The sequence below is a fragment of the Dietzia cinnamea NBRC 102147 genome, from assembly GCF_001571065.1.
Taxonomy (GTDB): domain Bacteria; phylum Actinomycetota; class Actinomycetes; order Mycobacteriales; family Mycobacteriaceae; genus Dietzia; species Dietzia cinnamea.
The window spans coordinates 1-19442 of sequence record NZ_BCSW01000020.1 but is presented as its reverse complement, the minus strand read 5'-3'; the positions used below and the strand labels follow the sequence as shown (position 1 = coordinate 19442).

The 19442-nt window shown below is 70.6% G+C and carries 16 protein-coding genes and 1 riboswitch; of the genes, 9 read left to right on the top strand and 7 right to left on the bottom strand.

All coding sequences use genetic code 11. The features are described 5' to 3' along the window. Positions 1-19: 19 nt before the first annotated feature. From DCI01S_RS09035 to DCI01S_RS09020, 4 genes are all read right to left on the bottom strand, one after another. Complete coding sequence (locus DCI01S_RS09035; protein ID WP_007632189.1) at positions 20-1153, bottom strand: glycosyltransferase family 4 protein; 1134 nt, start codon at positions 1151-1153, stop codon at positions 20-22. A 93-nt stretch (positions 1154-1246) separates the two neighbouring features. Beyond that, positions 1247-2404, bottom strand: coding sequence for an NlpC/P60 family protein (locus DCI01S_RS09030; protein ID WP_061228911.1), 1158 nt, complete (start codon positions 2402-2404; stop codon positions 1247-1249). 169 nt (positions 2405-2573) lie between these two features. Then, positions 2574-3191, bottom strand: coding sequence for a C40 family peptidase (locus DCI01S_RS09025; RefSeq protein ID WP_061228910.1), 618 nt, complete (start codon positions 3189-3191; stop codon positions 2574-2576). Between the two features lie 13 nt (positions 3192-3204). Continuing rightward, positions 3205-3354: riboswitch (cyclic di-AMP (ydaO/yuaA leader) on the bottom strand. Between the two features lie 79 nt (positions 3355-3433). Further along, positions 3434-3643: a hypothetical protein gene (locus DCI01S_RS09020; RefSeq protein WP_232302962.1), complete on the bottom strand. Its 210-nt coding sequence runs from the start codon at positions 3641-3643 to the stop codon at positions 3434-3436. A 185-nt stretch (positions 3644-3828) separates the two neighbouring features. Here DCI01S_RS09020 and DCI01S_RS09015 point away from each other — a divergent pair, with 185 nt between their 5' ends. Then, on the top strand, positions 3829-5442 hold the full coding sequence (locus DCI01S_RS09015) for a DEDD exonuclease domain-containing protein (RefSeq protein WP_244881689.1): 1614 nt from the start codon (positions 3829-3831) through the stop codon (positions 5440-5442). A gap of 1 nt (position 5443) precedes the next feature. On the opposite strand, the gene trpD is transcribed toward DCI01S_RS09015, so the two are convergent. After that, entirely contained in the window at positions 5444-6505 is a 1062-nt protein-coding gene (gene trpD, locus DCI01S_RS09010; RefSeq protein WP_061228907.1) for an anthranilate phosphoribosyltransferase, read from the bottom strand. 292 nt (positions 6506-6797) lie between these two features. Between trpD and ctaE the strand changes: the two genes are divergently transcribed. From ctaE to DCI01S_RS08985, 5 genes are all read left to right on the top strand, one after another. After that, positions 6798-7409 (top strand): aa3-type cytochrome oxidase subunit III, encoded by a 612-nt coding sequence (ctaE, locus tag DCI01S_RS09005; protein WP_007632198.1) that lies wholly within the window; start codon positions 6798-6800, stop codon positions 7407-7409. A 56-nt stretch (positions 7410-7465) separates the two neighbouring features. After that, positions 7466-8350 (top strand): cytochrome bc1 complex diheme cytochrome c subunit, encoded by an 885-nt coding sequence (qcrC, locus tag DCI01S_RS09000; RefSeq protein WP_061228906.1) that lies wholly within the window; start codon positions 7466-7468, stop codon positions 8348-8350. Continuing rightward, a complete protein-coding gene (gene qcrA, locus DCI01S_RS08995) occupies positions 8347-9537 on the top strand; it encodes a cytochrome bc1 complex Rieske iron-sulfur subunit (RefSeq protein ID WP_061228938.1) in 1191 nt (396 codons plus the stop codon). The genes qcrC and qcrA overlap by 4 nt, the downstream gene beginning before the upstream one ends. After that, positions 9534-11156 (top strand): cytochrome bc1 complex cytochrome b subunit, encoded by a 1623-nt coding sequence (gene qcrB, locus DCI01S_RS08990; RefSeq protein WP_061228905.1) that lies wholly within the window; start codon positions 9534-9536, stop codon positions 11154-11156. The genes qcrA and qcrB overlap by 4 nt, the downstream gene beginning before the upstream one ends. A gap of 95 nt (positions 11157-11251) precedes the next feature. After that, complete coding sequence (locus DCI01S_RS08985) at positions 11252-13756, top strand: AAA family ATPase (protein ID WP_174521544.1); 2505 nt, start codon at positions 11252-11254, stop codon at positions 13754-13756. Positions 13757-13853: 97 nt separating this feature from the next. On the opposite strand, the gene DCI01S_RS08980 is transcribed toward DCI01S_RS08985, so the two are convergent. Next, positions 13854-15422, bottom strand: a complete 1569-nt coding sequence (locus DCI01S_RS08980; RefSeq protein ID WP_061228904.1) for an FAD-dependent oxidoreductase — start codon at positions 15420-15422, stop codon at positions 13854-13856. 135 nt (positions 15423-15557) lie between these two features. Between DCI01S_RS08980 and DCI01S_RS08975 the strand changes: the two genes are divergently transcribed. Both DCI01S_RS08975 and DCI01S_RS08970 read left to right on the top strand, forming a co-directional pair. Further along, positions 15558-16082, top strand: coding sequence for a DUF3253 domain-containing protein (locus DCI01S_RS08975; RefSeq protein ID WP_061228936.1), 525 nt, complete (start codon positions 15558-15560; stop codon positions 16080-16082). Positions 16083-16230: 148 nt separating this feature from the next. Further along, positions 16231-17388 carry an acyl-CoA dehydrogenase family protein gene (locus tag DCI01S_RS08970; protein ID WP_061228903.1) on the top strand — a complete coding sequence of 386 codons (1158 nt, stop codon included), beginning with the start codon at positions 16231-16233 and terminating at the stop codon, positions 17386-17388. Between the two features lie 84 nt (positions 17389-17472). On the opposite strand, the gene DCI01S_RS08965 is transcribed toward DCI01S_RS08970, so the two are convergent. Continuing rightward, positions 17473-18045: a DUF6512 family protein gene (locus DCI01S_RS08965; protein WP_198150705.1), complete on the bottom strand. Its 573-nt coding sequence runs from the start codon at positions 18043-18045 to the stop codon at positions 17473-17475. Positions 18046-18185: 140 nt separating this feature from the next. On the opposite strand from DCI01S_RS08965, the gene DCI01S_RS08960 reads away from it, so the two are divergent. Then, on the top strand, positions 18186-19442 hold a 1257-nt coding region (locus tag DCI01S_RS08960), incomplete at its 3' end, for an HNH endonuclease signature motif containing protein (protein WP_167349554.1).

Here is a 19442-nt window from a genome sequence, read left to right as displayed (position 1 = left end):
GGACGCGTGCTCTCGCGGGTCACTCCCCCGAGAGCACGCGTTGCATGTCCCGCGCCAGGTCCTCCCACCGCCAGTTCTCGAGGACCCAACGGCGGCCACTGAGCCCCATCGAGGACGCCCGCGGACGGTCCTCGAGCAGCCCGGCCACCGCGTCGACGATCTCGCGCCGCGAGGTCCCGTCCACCACGAGTCCGGTCCGCCCATCCCGGACCGTCTCCGGTGCTCCCCCGCTACGCCCCGCCACCACCGGTACGCCACACGCCGAGGCCTCGAGGTAGACGATCCCCAGTCCCTCCACGTCCAGCCCGCCGCCGCGCGTGCGGCACGGCATCGCGAAGACGTCGGCCATGCGGTGGTGGTCGACGATCTCGTCCGCGGGGATCCGGCCGGAGAAGATGACCCGGTCCGCCACGCCGTACCGGCGTGCGAGCCCCTCGAGCGTCCGTCTGTACGGCCCCCCGCCGACGACGACGAGGACGGCCCCGGGCACCCGGCGGGCGATCTCCGGCATCGCGCGGATGAGCGCATCCTGACCTTTCCGCGGCACGAGACGGGACAAGCACACGATCACGTCGCGGTCCGCGACCCCGTAGCGGTCCCGGATCGCCCGGCGCCTGACCGGGTCCGGGCGGAACCGTTCCGTGTCGACACCGCCCGGTTGACGCACCAGCCGTGCCCGGGGGCCGAAGGCCGCGGAGACGCGCCTTCGCGTGTAGTCACTGACGTAGGTGATCGCGTCGGTCGACTCCCCGATCACGCGCAGGACCTGACGCGACCCGGGGAGCATCGACCATCCCACCTCGTGCCCGTGGGTACTCGCCACGATCCGCTCCACGGGACCCTCACGCAGGACCGGGGCCATGGCCGCGAGCGGGGCGGCCGCCCCGAACCAGATCGTCGTCGCCCCGAAATCCGAGGCGAGGCGGCGCGCCCGGGCCGCCAGGTCCGGCGTCGGCAGCAACATCTCGGTGGGCACGCGCTCCACGAGATAGGGCTTCGACGCGTCGTACTCGGCGGACTCGGCACCGCGGAACGTCGACGCGAGGACCGCGACCTCGGCGGGGTCGAGGTGGCTCAGGTACGTCTCGAGATAGGACTGGATCCCGCCGGGGCGCGGCGGGTAGTCGTTGGTGATCAGCAGGGTCTTGGTCATCGACTCCGAGCCTGCCACAGCACCTACACCGGCCCCGCGCGACCCGGCACGACCCGTGCGCCCCGGAAACGTCACGGGGCCGTTGGCGCGCGGTCAGTACCGCCGGATCGAGTGGATCGGCATAGCGTCGACCCTCTCCAGTCTGACGGGGACGCCGTAGGTCGGGGCGTGCAGCACCAGGCCGTCGCCGGCGTACATCCCCACGTGGGTTGCCTCCGGGTAGTAGATGACGAGATCGCCGGGACGGGCGTCCCGCATCGCCACGGGCGCCCCGGAGACCGCCTGCGCCTGGCTCGATCGTGGCAGGGTCTTGCCCTCCCGGGCGTACGACCACACCATGAGCCCGGAGCAGTCGAACTCGTCGGGACCGGTGGCGCCCCACGAGTACGGAGCGCCGAGCCGGGTCAGTGCCACGCGGAGCGCGGCCGAGTTGGTGTCGTCCACGGGCGGGGCGACGTAACCGGCGGGCATCACCGGCCCGCCGACCCACAGGGCCCGCTGCCCGTCCGACAGGGAGTCCACGCGGCGACGTACCTCGTCCATGAGTTCGCGCATCTCGGCCATGCGCCGGTCGAGGTGATCGGCGTGCTCTCGCGCCGCGCGAGCGGAGGCCCGCGCCGTATCCGCGGCCCTGGTGGCGTCATCCCGGAGGCGTGCGGCCGTCTCGGAAGCCGCCCGCGAGGCGTCCAGTGCGCTCGTGGTCGCGCCGGACAGCCGGCGTAGCGCGTCCAATCTGTGCACGAGGTCCCGTGGGCTCTCGGCCAGCATCGCGGCCCGGGTCGCGCCCGGGTCGCCACCTCGGTACCTCATGGCGGCGAGGTGGTCGACGAGGGACTGATCCCTCACGGCCGCACCGTCGGCCACCGCGGCTCGGCCGGCGGCTGCCCCGGCGGCCAGCTCGAGGCGATCGCGCTCCCGCTCGGCGCGGTCGAGTTCCGCGCGGGCCAGGTGGAGTTCCTCGCCGAGAGCCCCCGCCTCCTCGGACAGCCGCGCCAACTCGGCCAGGTCCTCGCCCGCCGCGGACACGGAGCCCTCCGGAGCACCGCGCGAGGCGGAGGCCGGCGCATGGACCGCGCTCTCGCTCAGAGTGGGGGGAGCGTCAGCCGCGGGGGCCGCGGTCGTCGTGGAGGCGGCGACGGGAACGGTGGGCTGAGCAGTGGCGGTGGGTTGAGCGGTGACACCGGCGACGGCCAGCAGCACCACGACCGCCGCGGCGGCGGCGAGCCTGTTCGCGCGGGCACGGGGCTTCATCTGCTCTCGTCGGTCTCTCGGATCCGGGGTTCGCCTGGGCGGGGCCGATCCGGACACCTGCGAAGGCATCCGGCACCCGAGAGGGGATGTTACATACGACACACCCCGCCCGGGTCCGGTACACGACCGGTCACAGGCGGGGTGCGTAGAAGTCGGAGACCCGACCCGCTCAGTAGTAGCGGGTGGCGCCGTAGAACGGCATCGAGTCGACCGGCGCGTAGCTCACGGAGGTACCGGAGTACGGGGCGTGGACGACCTGACCGTTGCCGGCGTAGATGCCGACGTGGGACGCGCCGCTGTAGAAGGCGACGATGTCACCGGGCTGCAGGTCGGACTTGGCCACCTGCGTGCCGCCGCCGATCTGGGCCTGGCTCGTGCGCGGGATCGAGATCCCCGCCTCCTTGTAGGCCCACGAGGTCAGGCCGGAGCAGTCGAACGAGCTGGGGCCGGTCGCTCCCCAGGCGTAAGGCGAGCCGACACGAGTGGTGGCCGCGTCCAGAATGCGCTGGCCGGTGGAGACCTCGGGCGCCGGGGTGGCGAACTCGACCGGAGCGGCCGGGGCCGCCTGGGCGGCCTGCTGGAGGCCGGCCGGAAGGGCGATGCCCTCCGGGACGTCGATGGTGACCTGGGCCGGAACACCCGGCAGCCGCAGCTCGACGGGGACGTCGACGGTCACGGGCGCGGCGGACGCGGTCCCGGAGCCCGCGACAGCGGCTCCGGCGGCGAGCAGTCCGGCGGCGGCCACGCGGCGGCCGGTCGAGCTGGTCTTGATGCTGTGGGCTCCCACGAGAGACTTTACCTCTTTCTTCCTGCGACACCGACCGGGTTAGCTGACGGGTTCGGACACGGAAGTCTGTCCTACGCTCGCCGACCTCCCGGTCGTCGAGCGATTCACCCCAGTGGAACGTGGTTCCCCGGCGCGCCCTCGGGCGCTTAGGCGTGACCCCGGCTCCCCACCGGCGGGCGGGGAATGACTTCCGAGGTCTCGAAAAGGTTACGAAACCATCTCGCCGAAGTCCAGTTCCCCGCTCACGCGGCGGTTTCCGCGGCCAGGATGTCGATGGACGTCACCATGCCCGCGGCTCGGAGGACGTCGATCGCCGTCCGCACCTCCGGGTCCAGCACGTACCCGCAGGACTCCGGAGAAAGCTCGTCTACCTGGTCCTTCTCGCCGAGCAGCAGGGAGACGATGCAGCCTTCACAGTCGCCCGCCACCGCCGGGCAGCGAGCGCAATCCATTGACACCATGATCTACCTCACATTCCGTCCTGGGCGTGTTGCCCGTTCGTTATCGCGCCGCGATCCGGCCGCGGCGGTCGGCCCGGGAGGCACCCTAGGAACCGGGTACGACACACTCCCCCGGACCGTGACCCGGACGCCGCCCCCGGACGGCGATGTCCGACCCCGCCGCTACCGTCTCCGCCATGCCCCCCTCCACCTCACCGGCACCCGTCGGCGCGCAGGGCGCGTTCGACGAGCTCGAGCCGCTGCTGTCCGAGGTGACCTTCGTCGTCGTCGACCTCGAGACCACCGGCACCAAGCCGGGCGGCGACGAGATCACCGAGATCGGCGCCGTCCGGATCCGGGGAGGCGAGGTGCAGGCGGAGCTGTCCACCTTCGTCTCGATCGACGGCGTACTGCCGGGGCACATCAGCAGGCTGACGGGGATCGCCCCGGAGGACCTCGTCGGCGCACCGTCCCTCGGCGAGGTGATGGCGACGTTCCTCGAGTTCTCGCGCGGCGCTGTCCTGGTGGCACACAACGCCAGATTCGACCTCGGCTTCCTCCGCGCCGCCGCAGCCGCGACGGGCCACCGGTGGCCGGATCCCCCGTCCGTGTGCACCCTCGCACTCGCCCGGCGGGTGCTGCACCGCGGCGAGACGCGTGGCCACCGGCTCGGGGTCCTGGCCGCACACCTGGGCGCCACGGTCGAGCCCAATCACCGCGCCCTACAGGACGCGCGCGCCACGGTGGACGTGCTGCACGCCCTCATCTCGCGGGTGGGTGACTGCGGGGTGTCCACCCTCTCCGAACTGCTGGCGTACGACGGCCGCCTGGCTCCCGAGATCCGACGTCGCGCGACCCTCACCGAGGCGCTCACCGACGGCCCCGGGGTCTACGTCTTCCGCGACGAGGCCGGCGGGCCGCTGTACGTCGGGTCATCCGGCTCGGTGCGTCGTCGCGCGCGCTCCTATTACTCCGGCGGGGACACCCGCGGGCGGATGCGCACCATGGTCGGCCTGGCCGCCTCGGTGGAGTCGGTGCCGTGCGCCCACCTCCTCGAGGCGTGGACCGTCGAGGAACAACTCATCGACTCACTGCAGCCCCCGTTCAACAGACGGTCCCGCAGCCCTCGCCGAGGCTGGTGGCTCTCCCCTCCCACCGGCCGCGCCAGCCGTCCGACGATCGTCCGGATCCCGGACGACCCCACGGCGATCGGGCCGTTCCGTCGCACCGAGGACGCACGCGCCGCGTGGGAGGACCTCCTCGAGGCGTTCGGCGGTCGGCCCACGCCCGAGCGCTGGGCGGCGCTCGCCGACGGGCGGGACCAGGCCCCGCTGCACGCGCTCGTCGAGCAGATCGACCGACTCGCCGCCGACGGCGCCTTCGAGCGCGGGGCGAGACTGCGTGACAGGCCCGCCGCCCTCATCCGGGTACTCGCCCGCCGGCAGGAGCTGGCCGCCACCGCCGCGCTCGCGGAGATCGTGCTCGTCCAACCGGCGCCCCGACGGGCCTGGGCGGTGGCGATCGTCCGCCACGGCCGGCTCGCCGGATCCGGCACGGTCCCACCCGGAGCCGCGCCGATGCCGGTCATCGACGGCCTACGGGCCGCCGCGACCACCGTGCGGCCCGCGCCCGGGCCGTTCGCCGGGGCGACCCAGGCTCAGATCCGGAACGTCCACCGGTGGATCGACTCCACGCAGACCCGCATCGTCTCGGTCGACGGCTGCTGGACGCTCCCCGTCCAGGGTGCGCACACCCTGACGGACTGGGCTGACCGGGCCGAACGCGCGGCCGCCGATCACCGCCACGCCTGACTCACCGGTTCGCGCTGAAACCGACCCACTTCTCGAGCAGACGCGCCGCCTCGCCGTCGTCGATCGCCGTCGCCGCCCGGTCCACGGCCGCACGCATCGCGGTCACCAGGTCCGCATCTCTGTCGAGCCCGTCGAACGCCACCAGGGCCGCCGCGGAGTTGAGCAGGACCGCGTCACGCACCGGCCCGGTCTTCCCCGCCAGGAGATCCCGGGCGACCCCGGCGTTGTGCACCCCGTCGCCGCCACGGAGATCCTCGATCGAGCACGTGCTCATCCCGAAGTCGGCGGGCTCGATCCGGTCCTCGTCGACCTGACCGTCGGACACCCGCAGGACCCGGGTCGGACCCGTCATCGTGATCTCGTCCAGCCCGTCCGTACCGCGGACGACCAGAGCCGATCGGCCGCGCAGCGCGAACACCTCCGCCATCACCGAGAGGAGATTCTCGAAGGCGCAGCCGATGAGGTTCGCCGTCGGAGCGGCCGGGTTCGTCAACGGCCCCAGGATGTTGAAGACGGTCGGGATGCCGATCTCCCGCCGCGGCGTCGCGGCGAAGCGCAGAGCGGGGTGGAACACGGGGGCAAAGCAGAAGGCCACCCCCACCTCGTCGAGACAACGCCCCACGTCCTCGGGCCCCAGATCGATCGCCACGCCGAGCGCCTCGAGGACGTCCGCCCCTCCGCTCTTGGAGGACGCCGCCCGGTTGCCGTGCTTGACGACGGGCACACCGCACGCGCTGACCACCAATGACGACATCGTCGAGATGTTCACGGTGCCCTGCCGGTCGCCGCCGGTGCCGACGATGTCCACGCAGGCGCGGTCCGTGGGCACGCGGCGGGAGTAGTCGAGCATCGTCGAGGCGAGCGCCTCGAGCTCGGGTCCGGTGACACCCTTCATCTTCAGGGCCACTCCGAACGCGGCGATCTGCGCATCGGTCGCGACGCCCTCCATGATCCGCGACATCGCCCACCGCGCGTCCGCCGGATCGAGGTCCACCTCCGCCGTGAGGGTGCCGAGTACTCCGGGCCAGGACCGGCCCCCGTCGATCGCCGCCGAACTGCCCACGTGTCCCGACCTCCTCTGGTCTCATAGAAAGGAACCGGCACTCGAAGGGGCCGGCCACACGGGATCAATCGTGCCACCCCGGTAGCGTCGCCGCCCGCGCCGTCCCCTGCCACGGCGGCCGCGACCGCCCGGGGAGACCAGCCTGAGAGCCCCCTGATAGCCCCTGCAAGGGGGGCGATTTCCGACCCCTGACCGTGACGTATCTGAGGCGACCTGCGGAAACGCTGAGCGGACACGCCGATTTCGGGGGTCCATGCAGACTCGCCCCACCTCAGGGGTCATACTTGGCCACGTGACGAGCGCAGTAGATAACTCAGGATCGGCCATGGCCCAGCGTGTTCATTCGCTGAATCGGCCGAACATGGTCAGTGTGGGCACCATCATCTGGCTGTCCCAGGAGCTGATGTTCTTCGCGGGCCTGTTCGCGATGTACTTCGTCTCCAAGGCGAACTCGGGAGGTGACTGGCCCTCCTACCCGACGCATCTGAACGTGCCGTTCGCCCTGACGATCACGGTGATCCTCGTGGCATCGTCGTTCACCTGCCAGCTGGGCGTGTTCGCCGCGGAGCAGGGCGATGTCTTCGGACTGCGGCGGTGGTACGTCATCTCCGCAGTCATGGGCACCGTCTTCCTCATCGGCCAGGCGTACGAGTACGTGATGCTGTACCTCGAGGGGACCACCATCTCCTCCAGCGTCTACGGGTCCGTCTTCTTCATCACCACCGGCTTCCACGGGCTCCACGTCGCCGCGGGCGTCATCGCCTTCGTCGTTCTCGTGATGCGTACGACGATGTCGCGGTTCACCCCGGCGCAGGCCACCGCCGCCATCGTGGTGTCCTACTACTGGCACTTCGTCGACGTGGTCTGGATCGGCCTCTTCGTCACCATCTACTTCATTCAGTAGTCAGCTGGCCGCAGGACGCTGTGTCCAGCAGGTCCCAACACCAAAGGGAACTCACAATGAACTCACCTCACCCAGCCGCTGCGGATACGCCGTCGCCCGACCCGGCGACGACCCCGACGCGGTCGGTCTCCACCAAGCGGCGCCGTAAGGCGACCGGCGCGCTCGTCATCGCTGCCGGCCTCCTCGGAGCGGGAGCCATCGCCACCGCCGTCGTCCCGGAGCCGCAGGTGGCGACGGCCCAGCAGGACCAGGCCGCACTCATCGCCGAGGGCAAGTCGATCTACGACGTCGCCTGCATCACCTGCCACGGGCAGAATCTGCAGGGTGTCGAGGACCGCGGCCCCTCGCTCGTAGGCGTCGGCGCGGGTTCGGTCTACTTCCAGGTGCACTCCGGTCGCATGCCGGCCGCGGACAACGAGGCGCAGGCCGAGCGGAAGAAGCCCCGCTACAGCGAGCAGCAGATCATGGCTCTCGCGGCGTACGTCCACCTCTTCGGCGGCGGTCCCGAGATCGTCACCGATCCCGACGGCACGATCGCGCAGGAGTCGCTGCGGGGCGCTTCCGGGCAGAGCACCGCCGAGGAGATCGCCCGCGGTTCCGAGCTGTTCCGGCTCAACTGCGCGTCCTGTCACAACTTCACCGGCCGCGGCGGAGCACTCTCCGGCGGTAAGTACGCGCCGGTTCTGGACCCTGCCAACGAGCAGGAGATCTACCAGGCCATGCTCACCGGCCCGCAGAACATGCCCAAGTTCTCGGACCGGCAGCTCACGCCTGACGAGAAGAAGGACATCATCGCCTACATCAAGGCCACGGATAACAAGGTCTCGCCCGGTGGCTACGGCCTCGGCGGTCTCGGCCCGGTGACCGAGGGCGTGGCTATCTGGCTTGTCGGCATCGTCGCCCTCATCGGTGCGACCCTGTGGATCGGATCCCGTTCATGAGTGAGACCCCGAAGAACCCGTCACCGGCGGACCTGGACCGCATGAGCGAGGCCGAGCTCGTCGAGCTGGGCACCCGGCTCGACGGAGTCGAGATCCGGCACCGCGAGAGCCGCTGGCCCGAGGGCGTGACCACCCGCGCCGAGAAGCGCGCCGCGCGCACCGTCACCACCTGGTTCGCGCTGTCGGCACTGTTCGCCCTCGCCTTCGCCGTCGTCTACATCTTCTGGCCGTGGGAGTACCGCGGTGAGGGTGAGGACGGCTACTGGCTGTACATGGCGTACACGCCGCTGCTCGGCGGCACGATCGGCCTGTCGATCCTGTTCCTGGGCTTCGGCGCCGTGCAGTTCACCAAGAAGTTCGTCCCCGAGGAGATCTCGGTCCAGACGCGCCACGACGGCCCGTCCGACGAGGTCGACCGCCGCACGATCGTCGCCGAGCTCAACGACTCGTGGAAGACCTCCACCCTCGGCCGCCGCAAGGTCATGGGCGGCTTCCTCGGCGCGAGCGTCGGTCTCATCGGCCTGTCCGCGATCCTGCCCCTCGGCGGCATGATCAAGAACCCGTGGAAGCGCGGAGAGATGACCCTCTCCGGTGACGGCACCCTCCACACCACCGGCTGGACCCTCGCCTCCGAGAACCGCCCCGACGGCCTGCCGCCGGAGAAGGTGTACCTCGGCCGCGACACCGGCAAGGTCTACCCCGACGGGCATCCCCCCGCCGGTGAGGGCCGCCTCGAGCGCATCCGCGTCGACGACCTCGCCGCCGGTGGCCTCGAGTCCGTCTTCCCGCTGCCCGCGAGCGCCCTGGGCAACTTCGAGGAGCACATGCACTCGATCCACGGTTCGCGTAACTCGGTCATGCTGATCCGTTTCCGCCCCGAGGACGCGGCCCGCGTCGTCAAGCGCAAGGGCCAGGAGAACTTCAACTACGGCGACCTGTACGCCTACTCGAAGATCTGCACCCACCTCGGCTGCCCCACCTCGCTGTACGAGCAGCAGACCCATCGATTCCTCTGCCCGTGCCATCAGTCGCAGTTCGACGCGCTCGAGTACGCGAAGCCGGTCTTCGGCCCCGCCGCCCGCGCGCTTCCGCAGCTGCCCATCGCCGTGGACAGCGAGGGTTACCTCGTCGCCAACGGTGACTTCGTCGAGCCGGTCGGACCCGCCTTCTGGGAGCGTCGTTCATGAGCACTAACACAAGACTCGCGTCCCTGGGCGACGGCCTCGACGCGCGGTACACCATGGCCAAGGGTCTGCGCCGGCAGATCAACAAGGTCTTCCCGACCCACTGGTCCTTCCTGCTGGGCGAGATCGCCCTGTACAGCTTCATCATCCTGCTGATCTCGGGTGTCTACCTCACCCTGTTCTTCGACCCCTCCATGTCGAAGGTGATCTACCAGGGTGCGTACGCTCCGCTCAACGGCATCGAGATGTCTCGTGCCTACGAGACCGCGCTGGACATCTCGTTCGAGGTCCGTGGCGGACTCTTCGTGCGACAGATCCACCACTGGGCGGCCCTGCTGTTCGTGGCCTCGATGGTCGTCCACATGATCCGCATCTTCTTCACCGGCGCGTTCCGCCGCCCGCGTGAGGCCAACTGGACCATCGGTTGCGTGCTGCTGCTCCTGGGCATCGTCGAGGGCTTCCTCGGCTACGGTCTGCCGGACGACGTGCTCTCGGGCACCGGCCTCCGCATCACCTCCGCGATCATCGTGGGTCTGCCCGTGATCGGAACCTGGATGCACTGGATGATCTTCGGCGGGGACTTCCCCGGCGAGATCATGATCCCCCGCTTCTACGTCCTGCACGTGCTGATCATCCCGGCCATCATCCTCGCGCTGATCGCCGCTCACCTCGCGCTGGTGTGGTACCAGAAGCACACGCAGTTCCCCGGGCCCGGCCGCACGGAGAAGAACGTCGTCGGCGTCCGGATCCTCCCGGTCTTCGCCGTCAAGTCGATCGCGTTCGGTGCCATCACCGTCGGCATGCTCATGCTCTTCTCGGGCTTGTTCACGATCAACGCGATATGGAATCTCGGGCCATACAACCCGTCGCACATCTCCGCCGGTTCGCAACCCGACTGGTACATGCTGTGGACCGAGGGCGGCGCCCGTGTGATGCCGGCCTGGGAGCTCTACCTCGGCCCGTACACGATCCCGGCGACCACGTGGGTGGCCGTCATGCTCGGCGCCATGGTCGTGCTGATGTTCCTGTACCCGCAGATCGAGGCCAAGATCACGGGCGACAAGGCGCACCACAACCTGCTCCAGCGCCCGCGTGACGTGCCGGTTCGTACCGCCTCCGGCATGATGGCGATCACCTTCTACGTGATCCTGGTCCTGATGGGTTCCAATGACCTCATCGCGTACCACTTCGCCATCTCGCTCAACGCGACGACGTGGGCCGGACGTATCGGGCTCATCCTGCTCCCGCCGCTGGTGTACTTCTTCACCTACCGTCTGTGCCTGGGCCTCCAGCGCTCGGACCGCGAGGTGCTGGAACACGGCATCGAGACCGGCATCATCATGCGGATGCCGCAGGGCGAGTTCATCGAGGTCCACCAGCCCCTCGGCGAGATCGACGAGCACGGCCACGCCGTCCCGCTCGAGTACGCCGGCGCCAAGGTGCCCACCAAGATGAACCAGCTCGGCGTCGCGGGTCGGCCCCCGCGCGGTGCGCTCACCCCCGACCCCGTCGAGGAGGCGCGTCTGCTCGACGAGGCCGAGCACGACAAGCACCACCGTGAGCACTCGATGCTCACGACGCTGCAGGAGGAGAACCGTACTCGTCGCGACGACGAGCACTGATCCCCGACTGCACCCGACCGCGGGCCGGATCTCCTTCTCCGAGGAGGTCCGGCCCGCGGTCGTCGTCCACCACACCCTCGACCCGCGGGACAGGAATGATCGAGCAGTCACACTCGTCCGGAGCGGACGGTGCGATCGTGCTCACCGATGAGTTCGACCACGCCCTCGAACTCCTCCACGGGGGGCACGACCTCTTCCTCACGGGCAAGGCGGGCACCGGTAAGTCGACCCTCATCCGTCGCTTCCTGTCGGAGACGCGCCGCCCCACCCTGGTCGCCGCCCCGACCGGCATCGCCGCACTCAACGTGGGCGGCTACACGATCCACCGACTGTTCGGCTTCCACCCCGGGTCCACCGTCGACCACGTCCGCGGTTCCTCGTACCGCCCGGGGCGCTTCGCCGGGGCCCTCGCCGGCGTCCGCACACTGATCGTGGACGAGGCGTCGATGATCCGCGCCGACCTGTTCGACATGATGGCGATCGCCCTCGAGCGATTCGGTCCGGACCCCACGAGGCCGTTCGGCGGCGTCCAGCTCGTCCTGGTGGGCGATCTCTTCCAACTCCCACCGGTCGTCACCGACGCCGAGCGACCCGACTTCGACGCGGCGTACACGACCCCCTACTTCTTCTCCGCCGAGCGCTTCGACCGCGGCCGCTTCCCCACCGTCGATCTCACCCGCGTCTTCCGACAGTCCGGCGACCCGGAACTGACCGCCATCCTCAACTCGATCCGCGAGGGCACGCTCGTCGGCACCGCGCTGGAGCGGCTCAACTCACGGACCGACCCGGCCTTCACGCCTCCGGACGACGCGCCGTGGCTGACACTGACGACCACCAACCGGATGGCCGCCGCCCACAATCGCCGACGTCTCGACCGTCTTCTCGGGGCGGAGCTGACGACGGAGGCGGCCGTCACCGGCGACCTCACCGGGTTCGAGCCCCCGAACGAGGCGAAGCTCGTGTACAAGGTCGGTGCCCAGGTCATGATGCTCACCAACGACCCGGCGGACCGCTGGGTCAACGGCTCTATCGGAAGTGTGCTCGACGCGTCGCCGGGGAGACGGGAGGGGCGGGGCGAGGACGGACCCGTCGTCGTCGTCGGATTCTCCGATGGGGAGGTGGCCGAGGTCGTCCCACACACCTGGGACGTCACCCGACCCGACGGCTCCAACGGCGCGGTCCGCCACGAGGTCATCGGCTCCTTCAGGCAGCTGCCGTTCACCCTCGCCTGGGCCATCACCATCCACAAGAGCCAGGGTCAGACGCTGGACAGGCTCATCGTGGATCTCGGCGGCGGCACCTTCGCGCCCGGCCAGTTGTACGTCGCGTTGAGCCGGTCGCGGTCCCTGGACGGTCTCGTCCTCACCCGGCCGGTCAGGCCGGGGGACCTCAGAACCGACCGCCGGATCCTCCGGTTCCTCCGCGACCCCGAGGGAGATGTCCACGGCCACCGCTATTGTGCTGTCGCGGCGCTCACCGTCGGGGGCGACAGCGCCCGTTCCCGTCCGCGGCCGGTGGAGCTCGCGGTGGTGTTCCCGGACGGTAGCGCGGTGACCACGCTGGTCAATCCGCAGCGCGATCTGGGCCAGGCGCGGGCGGACTACGGGATCTCCGCCTCCGACGTGCTGCTCGCGCCGACCTTGCCCGAGGCGTGGGCGTTGATCGCACCGCTCGTGGACGGCTACACGCCGATAGGCGTGAACCTGGACGCCACGTTGGAGTGTCTCGACTCGGAGCTCGAGCGTCTGGGCAGCCCGGTGGCGATGCCGCTCGGGGTGGATATCCCCTCCGGCGCGCTCATCCCCGGCGAGCGTGCGCGTCATCGGGCCGGCTCGGCGATCCGCCGTGCGCGGGTCGCTCTCGAAGTCCGGGACCGGCTGTGGCTCGACGAGGCCGGCGCCGGGGTGTTCGATGTGGTCGGCGCCGGGTCGCAGCGGGTCGACCCGCACGGCGACGAGGCCGGCCCGGGCGCGGTGGGTCCGGCGGAGCCGGCGCGGGGCGGGTACCTTCTCACCCGCGACGGCGACGTCCACCCACCTTCCCCGGCGTCACTCCCCCAGTTGTCGGCGATGCTGCGCATCAGCGCGGAGGTGTCGGCGGCACTACTCGACCCACCGCACCGCGGTGGCCACCCGGGTGCTGGCGACGACGACGAGGTGGTCAACACCGGCGACCGCGACCTCGTGGTCGGGGCGCGCGGGCTCGTGGCCGACCAGATCCGTCGCGCCGCGCAGCGGGTGCCGATGACCGCTGCACTGCTCGACAGGCTTCGGCTGGCCTCCGAGGTGGTGGGCTCGGATCTCACGCGCGGGCTGGAGGCCGCGCCGGCGGTCGACGTGGCCGAGGTGCTGCGCCCCGGGGCGCGCGTGTGCTTCAGCGGCAGTGCCCTCGACCGGGACGGTACGGTGGTGGCTCGGAACGAGATGGAGGGCATGGCTCGCCGACGCGGCCTCGAACTGGTGTCCGCGGTGACCAAGTCCCGCTGCGACGCGCTGGTGATCGCCGAACCGGGCAGCCAGTCGACCAAGTCACGGGCCGCCCAGCGGTGGGGTACGCCGGTCATCCCGGTCGCTGACTTCCTCCGCTGGGCCGGCCGCTGACGCTGGCCGGACCCGGCTCGGCGGCCGCGGAGAGCAGCCCCGCGGGGGCCGGCCGGCCCCCGCGGCCCGCCCGCGCGACTCGCCCCCGCGTCCCGATTCAGGGCGCGATCTGCAGCGGCTCCCCGGCCATGTCGGCCACGGCGCGGAACGCCATCGTCATCCCGGAGCCGAGCGGGACGCCCGGCCCGGGGTAGGCCTCCCCGGACACCGACGCGGACGAGTTGCCGGCGGCGTAGAGACCCGGGATGGGACGTCCGTCCGCGTCGAGCGCGGCGCCGTTCGCGTCGATCACCGCACCGCCCTTGGTGCCGAGGTCACCGAGGACCAGGCGGACGGCGTGGAGTCGGTCCCCGCCCACGGGACGCAGGCACTGCTCGGCCGTGGAGGCACCCAGGAAAAAGCGACCGTACGGGTCCTCCCCGCGGGCGAAGTCGGCGTCGCGGCCCCGCTCGGCGAAGCCGTTGAACCGGTCCACGCTCTCGCGCAACGCGGCGGGATCGAGTCCGGTGGCCTCGGCCAGTTCCTCGACGGATCCCGCGGTGTGCCACAGGCCGGCACCGCGCAACGCGTCGGGCTCGGGTGCGGGGATACAGATGGCCGGGTAGCCGCCGGCCTCGGCGTCGTCGAACACCAGCCAGAAGTCGTCACCGGCCCCGTCGGCCATGCGGGCGTGCATCTTGCGCCCCATCTGGTCGTACGGCAGCAGTTCGTTGGCGAATCGCCGGCCGGTGCCGTCGACGATGATCCCGGAGCGGAAGCCCAGGGTGAAAGCGGCGTGCCCGTTGGGGAACAGCGTGGCGGGGCACCACCAGGACTGGTCGAGCAGGTCCAGCTCCGCGCCGACCTGCTCGAACATGCGGACGGCGTCTCCCGAGCCCGTGGCGGGGTGCGACGAGGACCAGTCGGCGGTGGGCATGTCCTGCCAGCGGCGGCGGAGGTCCGCCGACCGTTCGAAACCGCCGGCGGCGACCAGTACCCCACGGCGTGCGCCCAGCACCTGCCGGCCGGAGGCACCGTTCACGACCACCCCGACGACACGTCCGTCGTCGTCACGGACCAGTTCCTCGGCGGCGGTGTTCAGTCGGGTCTCCGCGGTGCCCATCGCGTCGAGTGCGAGTACGAGTCGCGCCACCCAGGCCCTGCCGCCCTCGAGCTTCGTGGTGTCCTCGTCCGCGCCGAACTGGTCAGCCGGAACCGGCGGACGGATGTCGGTCGCCCGGTCGCCGACCTCCTCGCCCTTGATGGGCTTGGGGTAGATGCTCCGGCCGAGTTCCTGGCGCCCCGGGGCGTCGAAGTAGTCGGGGAAGGCCTGGAAGCGGGTCGGGATGCCCAGCTCGTCCTGCAGGAACTCGACGACCTGCGGCCCGGTGTTGAGGAACGCGTCCTGGACGTCGGCGGCGGTGCGGTCCCCCACCACGGCGCGGAAGTAGGTGCGCCCCCGCTCGACGGAGTCCTCGACCCCGTCCCGGGCGAGGACGGAGTTTCCAGGGAGCCACACGGCGCCGCCGGAGTACGCGGAGGTCCCCCCGAAGCGGTCGGTCTTCTCGATCAGGCAGGTCGACAGACCCCGGGCGGCGGCGGTCGCGGCACCGAAGAGGGCTGCCACCCCCGACCCCACGACCACCACGTCGAATTCCGCGTCGAATGTGTTGTCCTGCGCCGTCACGGCAGCCCCTCATCATCATCCAGCTCTGGTGGAACACGTTCCAGTTCCTGCCGTGACCCTAACACCGGCGCGGTGTGCGACACCCTCGATCGCCGATCGGTGGGGAAGGAGGGGGAGGCGGTGCAGGATCTGGGTGTGACCGATCGAGACGACAGCACCGGCGCCGGCGTGGAGCACACCGAGGACGGTCGACACATCGTGGTCGGGGGCCGGCGGTGGCGCGCGACGGATCCGTCCATCCCCGATAAGCTCCGCTCGGAGCTCGTCCGGGCACTGATGACCGGTCGCCGGCTGGTCAAGACCGAAGGCGATGCCGCCCGGGTGATGGTGCACGACGCCAAGGTCGCGCTCGGTGAGCGCGGCGACCCGTGGTGGGCACCCACCCGGGAGGGGACACGCGATCGACTGGCCGCGACGATCAGGACGCTCCTGCGCTCGCGCGGCCAGGGGTCGATCTGCCCGTCGGATGCGGCCCGGGTGGCGGGTGGGGATCATTGGCGCGACCTCATGCCCGTCGCCCGGGAGGTCGCGTTCGACCTCCGCGAGGAGGGCGTGGTGGCGGTGACCCAGCGTGGCGAGCGGGTCACCGGACGTGAGGTGACCGGGCCGATCAGGCTGATCGCCGACGACGGCCTGGAATTCACTCCGCCGACGGGGTGACGTCGCGGCGTCGGATGGGCCGGCGGACGGGTCAGAGAGTTCGAATTCTTGTAGGCTACTCACCAGTAGGAGTACACCAACCCGACGCTCCGCTCCCCTCCACGGTGGCCTGCCACCGGAGCAGAACGTCCAACGGAAAGGCACGCCCTTGCGCCGCACTGTGTTCAACGAAGACCACGAGGCCTTCCGCCAGACCCTCCGTGACTTCATCGAGTCCGAGGTGACCCCCCACTTCCAGGAGTGGTTCGAGGCCGGCATCGTCCCGCGTGAGTTCTACTACAAGCTCGCCGACCTCGGCCTGTTCGGCATCAACGTCGACGAGGAGTACGGCGGCGCGGGGATCAATTCCCACAAGTTCGAGGCCATCCAGTCCGAGGAGACCGCCCGCGCCGGCGTGGACTTCGGCGGCTCGGGTGTCCACGTACTGCTCGGGCTCCCCTACATCAAGGCCCTGGCGACCGAGGAGCAGAAGCAGCGCTACCTGCCCAAGTTCGTCTCGGGCGAGGAGATGTGGGCGCTGGCCATGACCGAGCCCGGCACCGGGTCGGACCTGGCCGGCATGAAGAGCACCGCCAAGCTCTCGGAGGACGGCACCCACTACGTTCTCAACGGTGCCAAGACGTTCATCACCGGCGGCGTCCACGCCGACCGCGTGATCGTGGCCTGCCGTACCGCTCCCCCGCGTGAGGACGACCGCCGCTTCGGCATCTCGCTGCTCGCCGTCGACACCAAGCTCGAGGGCTACGCGGTGGGCCGCAAGCTCGACAAGGTCGGACTCAAGACCTCCGACACAGCCGAGCTGTCCTTCACCGACGTCAAGGTCCCGGTCGAGGACCTGCTCGGCGAAGAGAACCGCGGCTTCTACTACCTCGGGCAGAACCTGCCGTCCGAGCGCTGGGGCATCGCCTACGGTGCGTACGCCCAGGCCGCGGCCGCCGTGCGGTTCGCCAAGGAGTACACGCAGCAGCGCACGGTCTTCGGCAAGGAGGTGGCCTCGTTCCAGAACACCAAGTTCGAGCTGGCCGCGTGCCAGGCCAAGGTCGACGCCGCGCAGGCCGTCGCGGACCGCGCCCTCGAGGCGCTGGACGAGGGCGAGCTCACCGCCGCCGAGGCGGCCTCGGCCAAGCTGTTCTGCACCGAGGTCGCCGCCGAGGTCATCGACCGTTGCCTCCAGCTGCACGGCGGCTACGGCTTCATGAACGAGTATCCGATCGCCCGCCTGTACTCGGACAACCGCGTCAACCGCATCTACGGTGGCACCAACGAGGTCATGAAGTCCATCATCGCCAAGGACATGGGCCTGTAGGTCCCACGACCCCCCTGGCTCCGTCGGGCCCCGTCCGCCCCCCGCGGACGGGGCCCGAGTCGTCCGACGGACTCCCTCTGCCCGTCAGTCCCCGGGTGCGGCCTCGTAGTCGGCGTACCCCTCGACCCCGTATCTGTATGTGATGGGATCGATAAAGACGTCGGGTTCGGCGGGGGGCCTCAGGGTGAACACCACGTAGGCGGCGACGATGCCCACCAGGTAGAAAACCGAGAGGACGACGACGAGGACGTCCGCCTCCAGTCCGCTGAGCAGGCACACGAAGATCACCTGGGCGAGCGCAATGCACAGGCCGAACACGGCGATGTCCACCCACAGCACATTGCGACCTGCGACGGCCTTGTAGACGAAGACCACCCCGATCATCGTCACCGGGATCGAATAGAGGGCGACAGTGGCCGCGGGCACGAAAGACGGCTGCGAGGCGCCGCCGAGCACGAAGAGGGCCGCGTACAACACCATGGTCGGCCAGGCGGCGATCTTGATGTGCTCCCAGTAACTCTCGTTGACCGCGGCGAACACGGCCACGACCCGGTTGTGCCCGCTCCAGTCGTAGACGAAGTGGAGCACCGAGCCGACGACGATGAGCGGGATGATCGCCCACCAACTCACCGAGACGACGGCACCCGTGTCCAACACGGTCTCACCCTCCCACCGACCAGCGCCGGTCGCCGGTCTTCCCAGTTGAGAGCCTCATGTCGGACCCCCTTGCTAGTGTTCCCTCAATCGAACACACGAGCGATACGGGGTGCGGCACTCGCCCGCCCGAGGGGGTGCACATGCGGGAGACGACTACCGGGGATGATGCCGGAGCGGTGGCCGGCAGTCCCGCCGTCACCGCCGCCAGCTCCGCAGCCCTGGCGGCACTGCACGCCGAGAATCGCGCGGCCGCTGCCCGACTGCGCGCCTGCCACGACCTGTGGGCCACCTGCCGCGAGGAACAGGAACTGCGCGACATCGCCGCCGGCTACGGCCCCGGCCTGGACCAACGCCCCGAACACGCCGTCATCGACCCGCTGACCATCGCCACAAGTGAGATCGTCGCCGCCTACGGCGTGCACCACAACCGCGCCCGCAGCCTGCTCACCCTGGCCATCACCCTGGTCACCAAGTTCCCCGGTCTCGTCGAGGCCATGGACACCGGCCACCTCGACGAAGCCACCGCCACCCTGCTCGCACGCCACATGCGCACCGTGGACTCACTGCACCGCGACGCCGTTCACCGCGAGGTCATCGACTGGCTCCTGGCCGCCCTCGCCGCCGGCAGGCGCCCCGGACGCGACGCGATCCTGTCCCGCACCGACCGCATCATCGCCGCCCACGACCCCCACGGCGTACGCCTGCGCCGCACCGCCGCGGTCCGCGAACGCCGCGTCACCCTGCGCCGCGGCCCAGACGGCATGGCCGACCTCACCGCCCACCTCACCGCCACCGAAGCCTTCGCCATCCACACCCTGCTGCAGACCAGGGCCACCGACCAACGCCACCGCGACACCCGCACCCGCGTCGAGACCACCCGCCGCCACGGCGCCCACACCCTCGACACCGACACCATCCGCAGCATGGACGAACTACGCGCCGACGCCCTCGTCGCCGCCCTCCTCGGCCACCCCGACACCGACACCGACATAGACGCACGCAGGGGCGCGGGTACGAGCGCGGGCGCAGGCACTGCCGCGGGCGCCGGTCACCGCCCGCCGGCCACCCAGATCCGCCCCACCATCACCGTGCTCGCACCCCCCGGCCCCGACGGCGAACCCGAGGTCTACCTCCCCCGAGGCGGCCCGGCCACCATCGACGCCCTCATCGAACTACTCACCCGCAGCACCGGCGCGACCATCACCGTGCCCGACACCGCGCCCGGCGCCACAGACAACCCCCACCACGCCCACCGCTACCGCATCAGCGACCGACTGGCCCACCGCATCCGCCTACGCGACGGCACCTGCCGCCACCCCGGCTGCTCCGTCCCCGCCGACGCCTGCGACATCGACCACGTCCGCCCCTTCAACCACACAGACCCCACCGCCGGCGGA

Excerpts from the sequence above, each read along its gene's own strand:
- DCI01S_RS08985 (WP_174521544.1), top strand. The coding sequence starts at position 11,252 with ATGATCGAGCAGTCACACTCGTCCGGAGCGGACGGTGCGATCGTGCTC.
- qcrC (WP_061228906.1), top strand. The coding sequence starts at position 7,466 with ATGAACTCACCTCACCCAGCCGCTGCGGATACGCCGTCGCCCGACCCG.
- qcrA (WP_061228938.1), top strand. The coding sequence starts at position 8,347 with ATGAGTGAGACCCCGAAGAACCCGTCACCGGCGGACCTGGACCGCATG.
- DCI01S_RS09030 (WP_061228911.1), bottom strand. The coding sequence starts at position 2,404 with ATGAAGCCCCGTGCCCGCGCGAACAGGCTCGCCGCCGCCGCGGCGGTC.
- DCI01S_RS09020 (WP_232302962.1), bottom strand. The coding sequence starts at position 3,643 with ATGGATTGCGCTCGCTGCCCGGCGGTGGCGGGCGACTGTGAAGGCTGC.
- qcrB (WP_061228905.1), top strand. The coding sequence starts at position 9,534 with ATGAGCACTAACACAAGACTCGCGTCCCTGGGCGACGGCCTCGACGCG.
- DCI01S_RS09035 (WP_007632189.1), bottom strand. The coding sequence starts at position 1,153 with ATGACCAAGACCCTGCTGATCACCAACGACTACCCGCCGCGCCCCGGC.
- DCI01S_RS09015 (WP_244881689.1), top strand. The coding sequence starts at position 3,829 with ATGCCCCCCTCCACCTCACCGGCACCCGTCGGCGCGCAGGGCGCGTTC.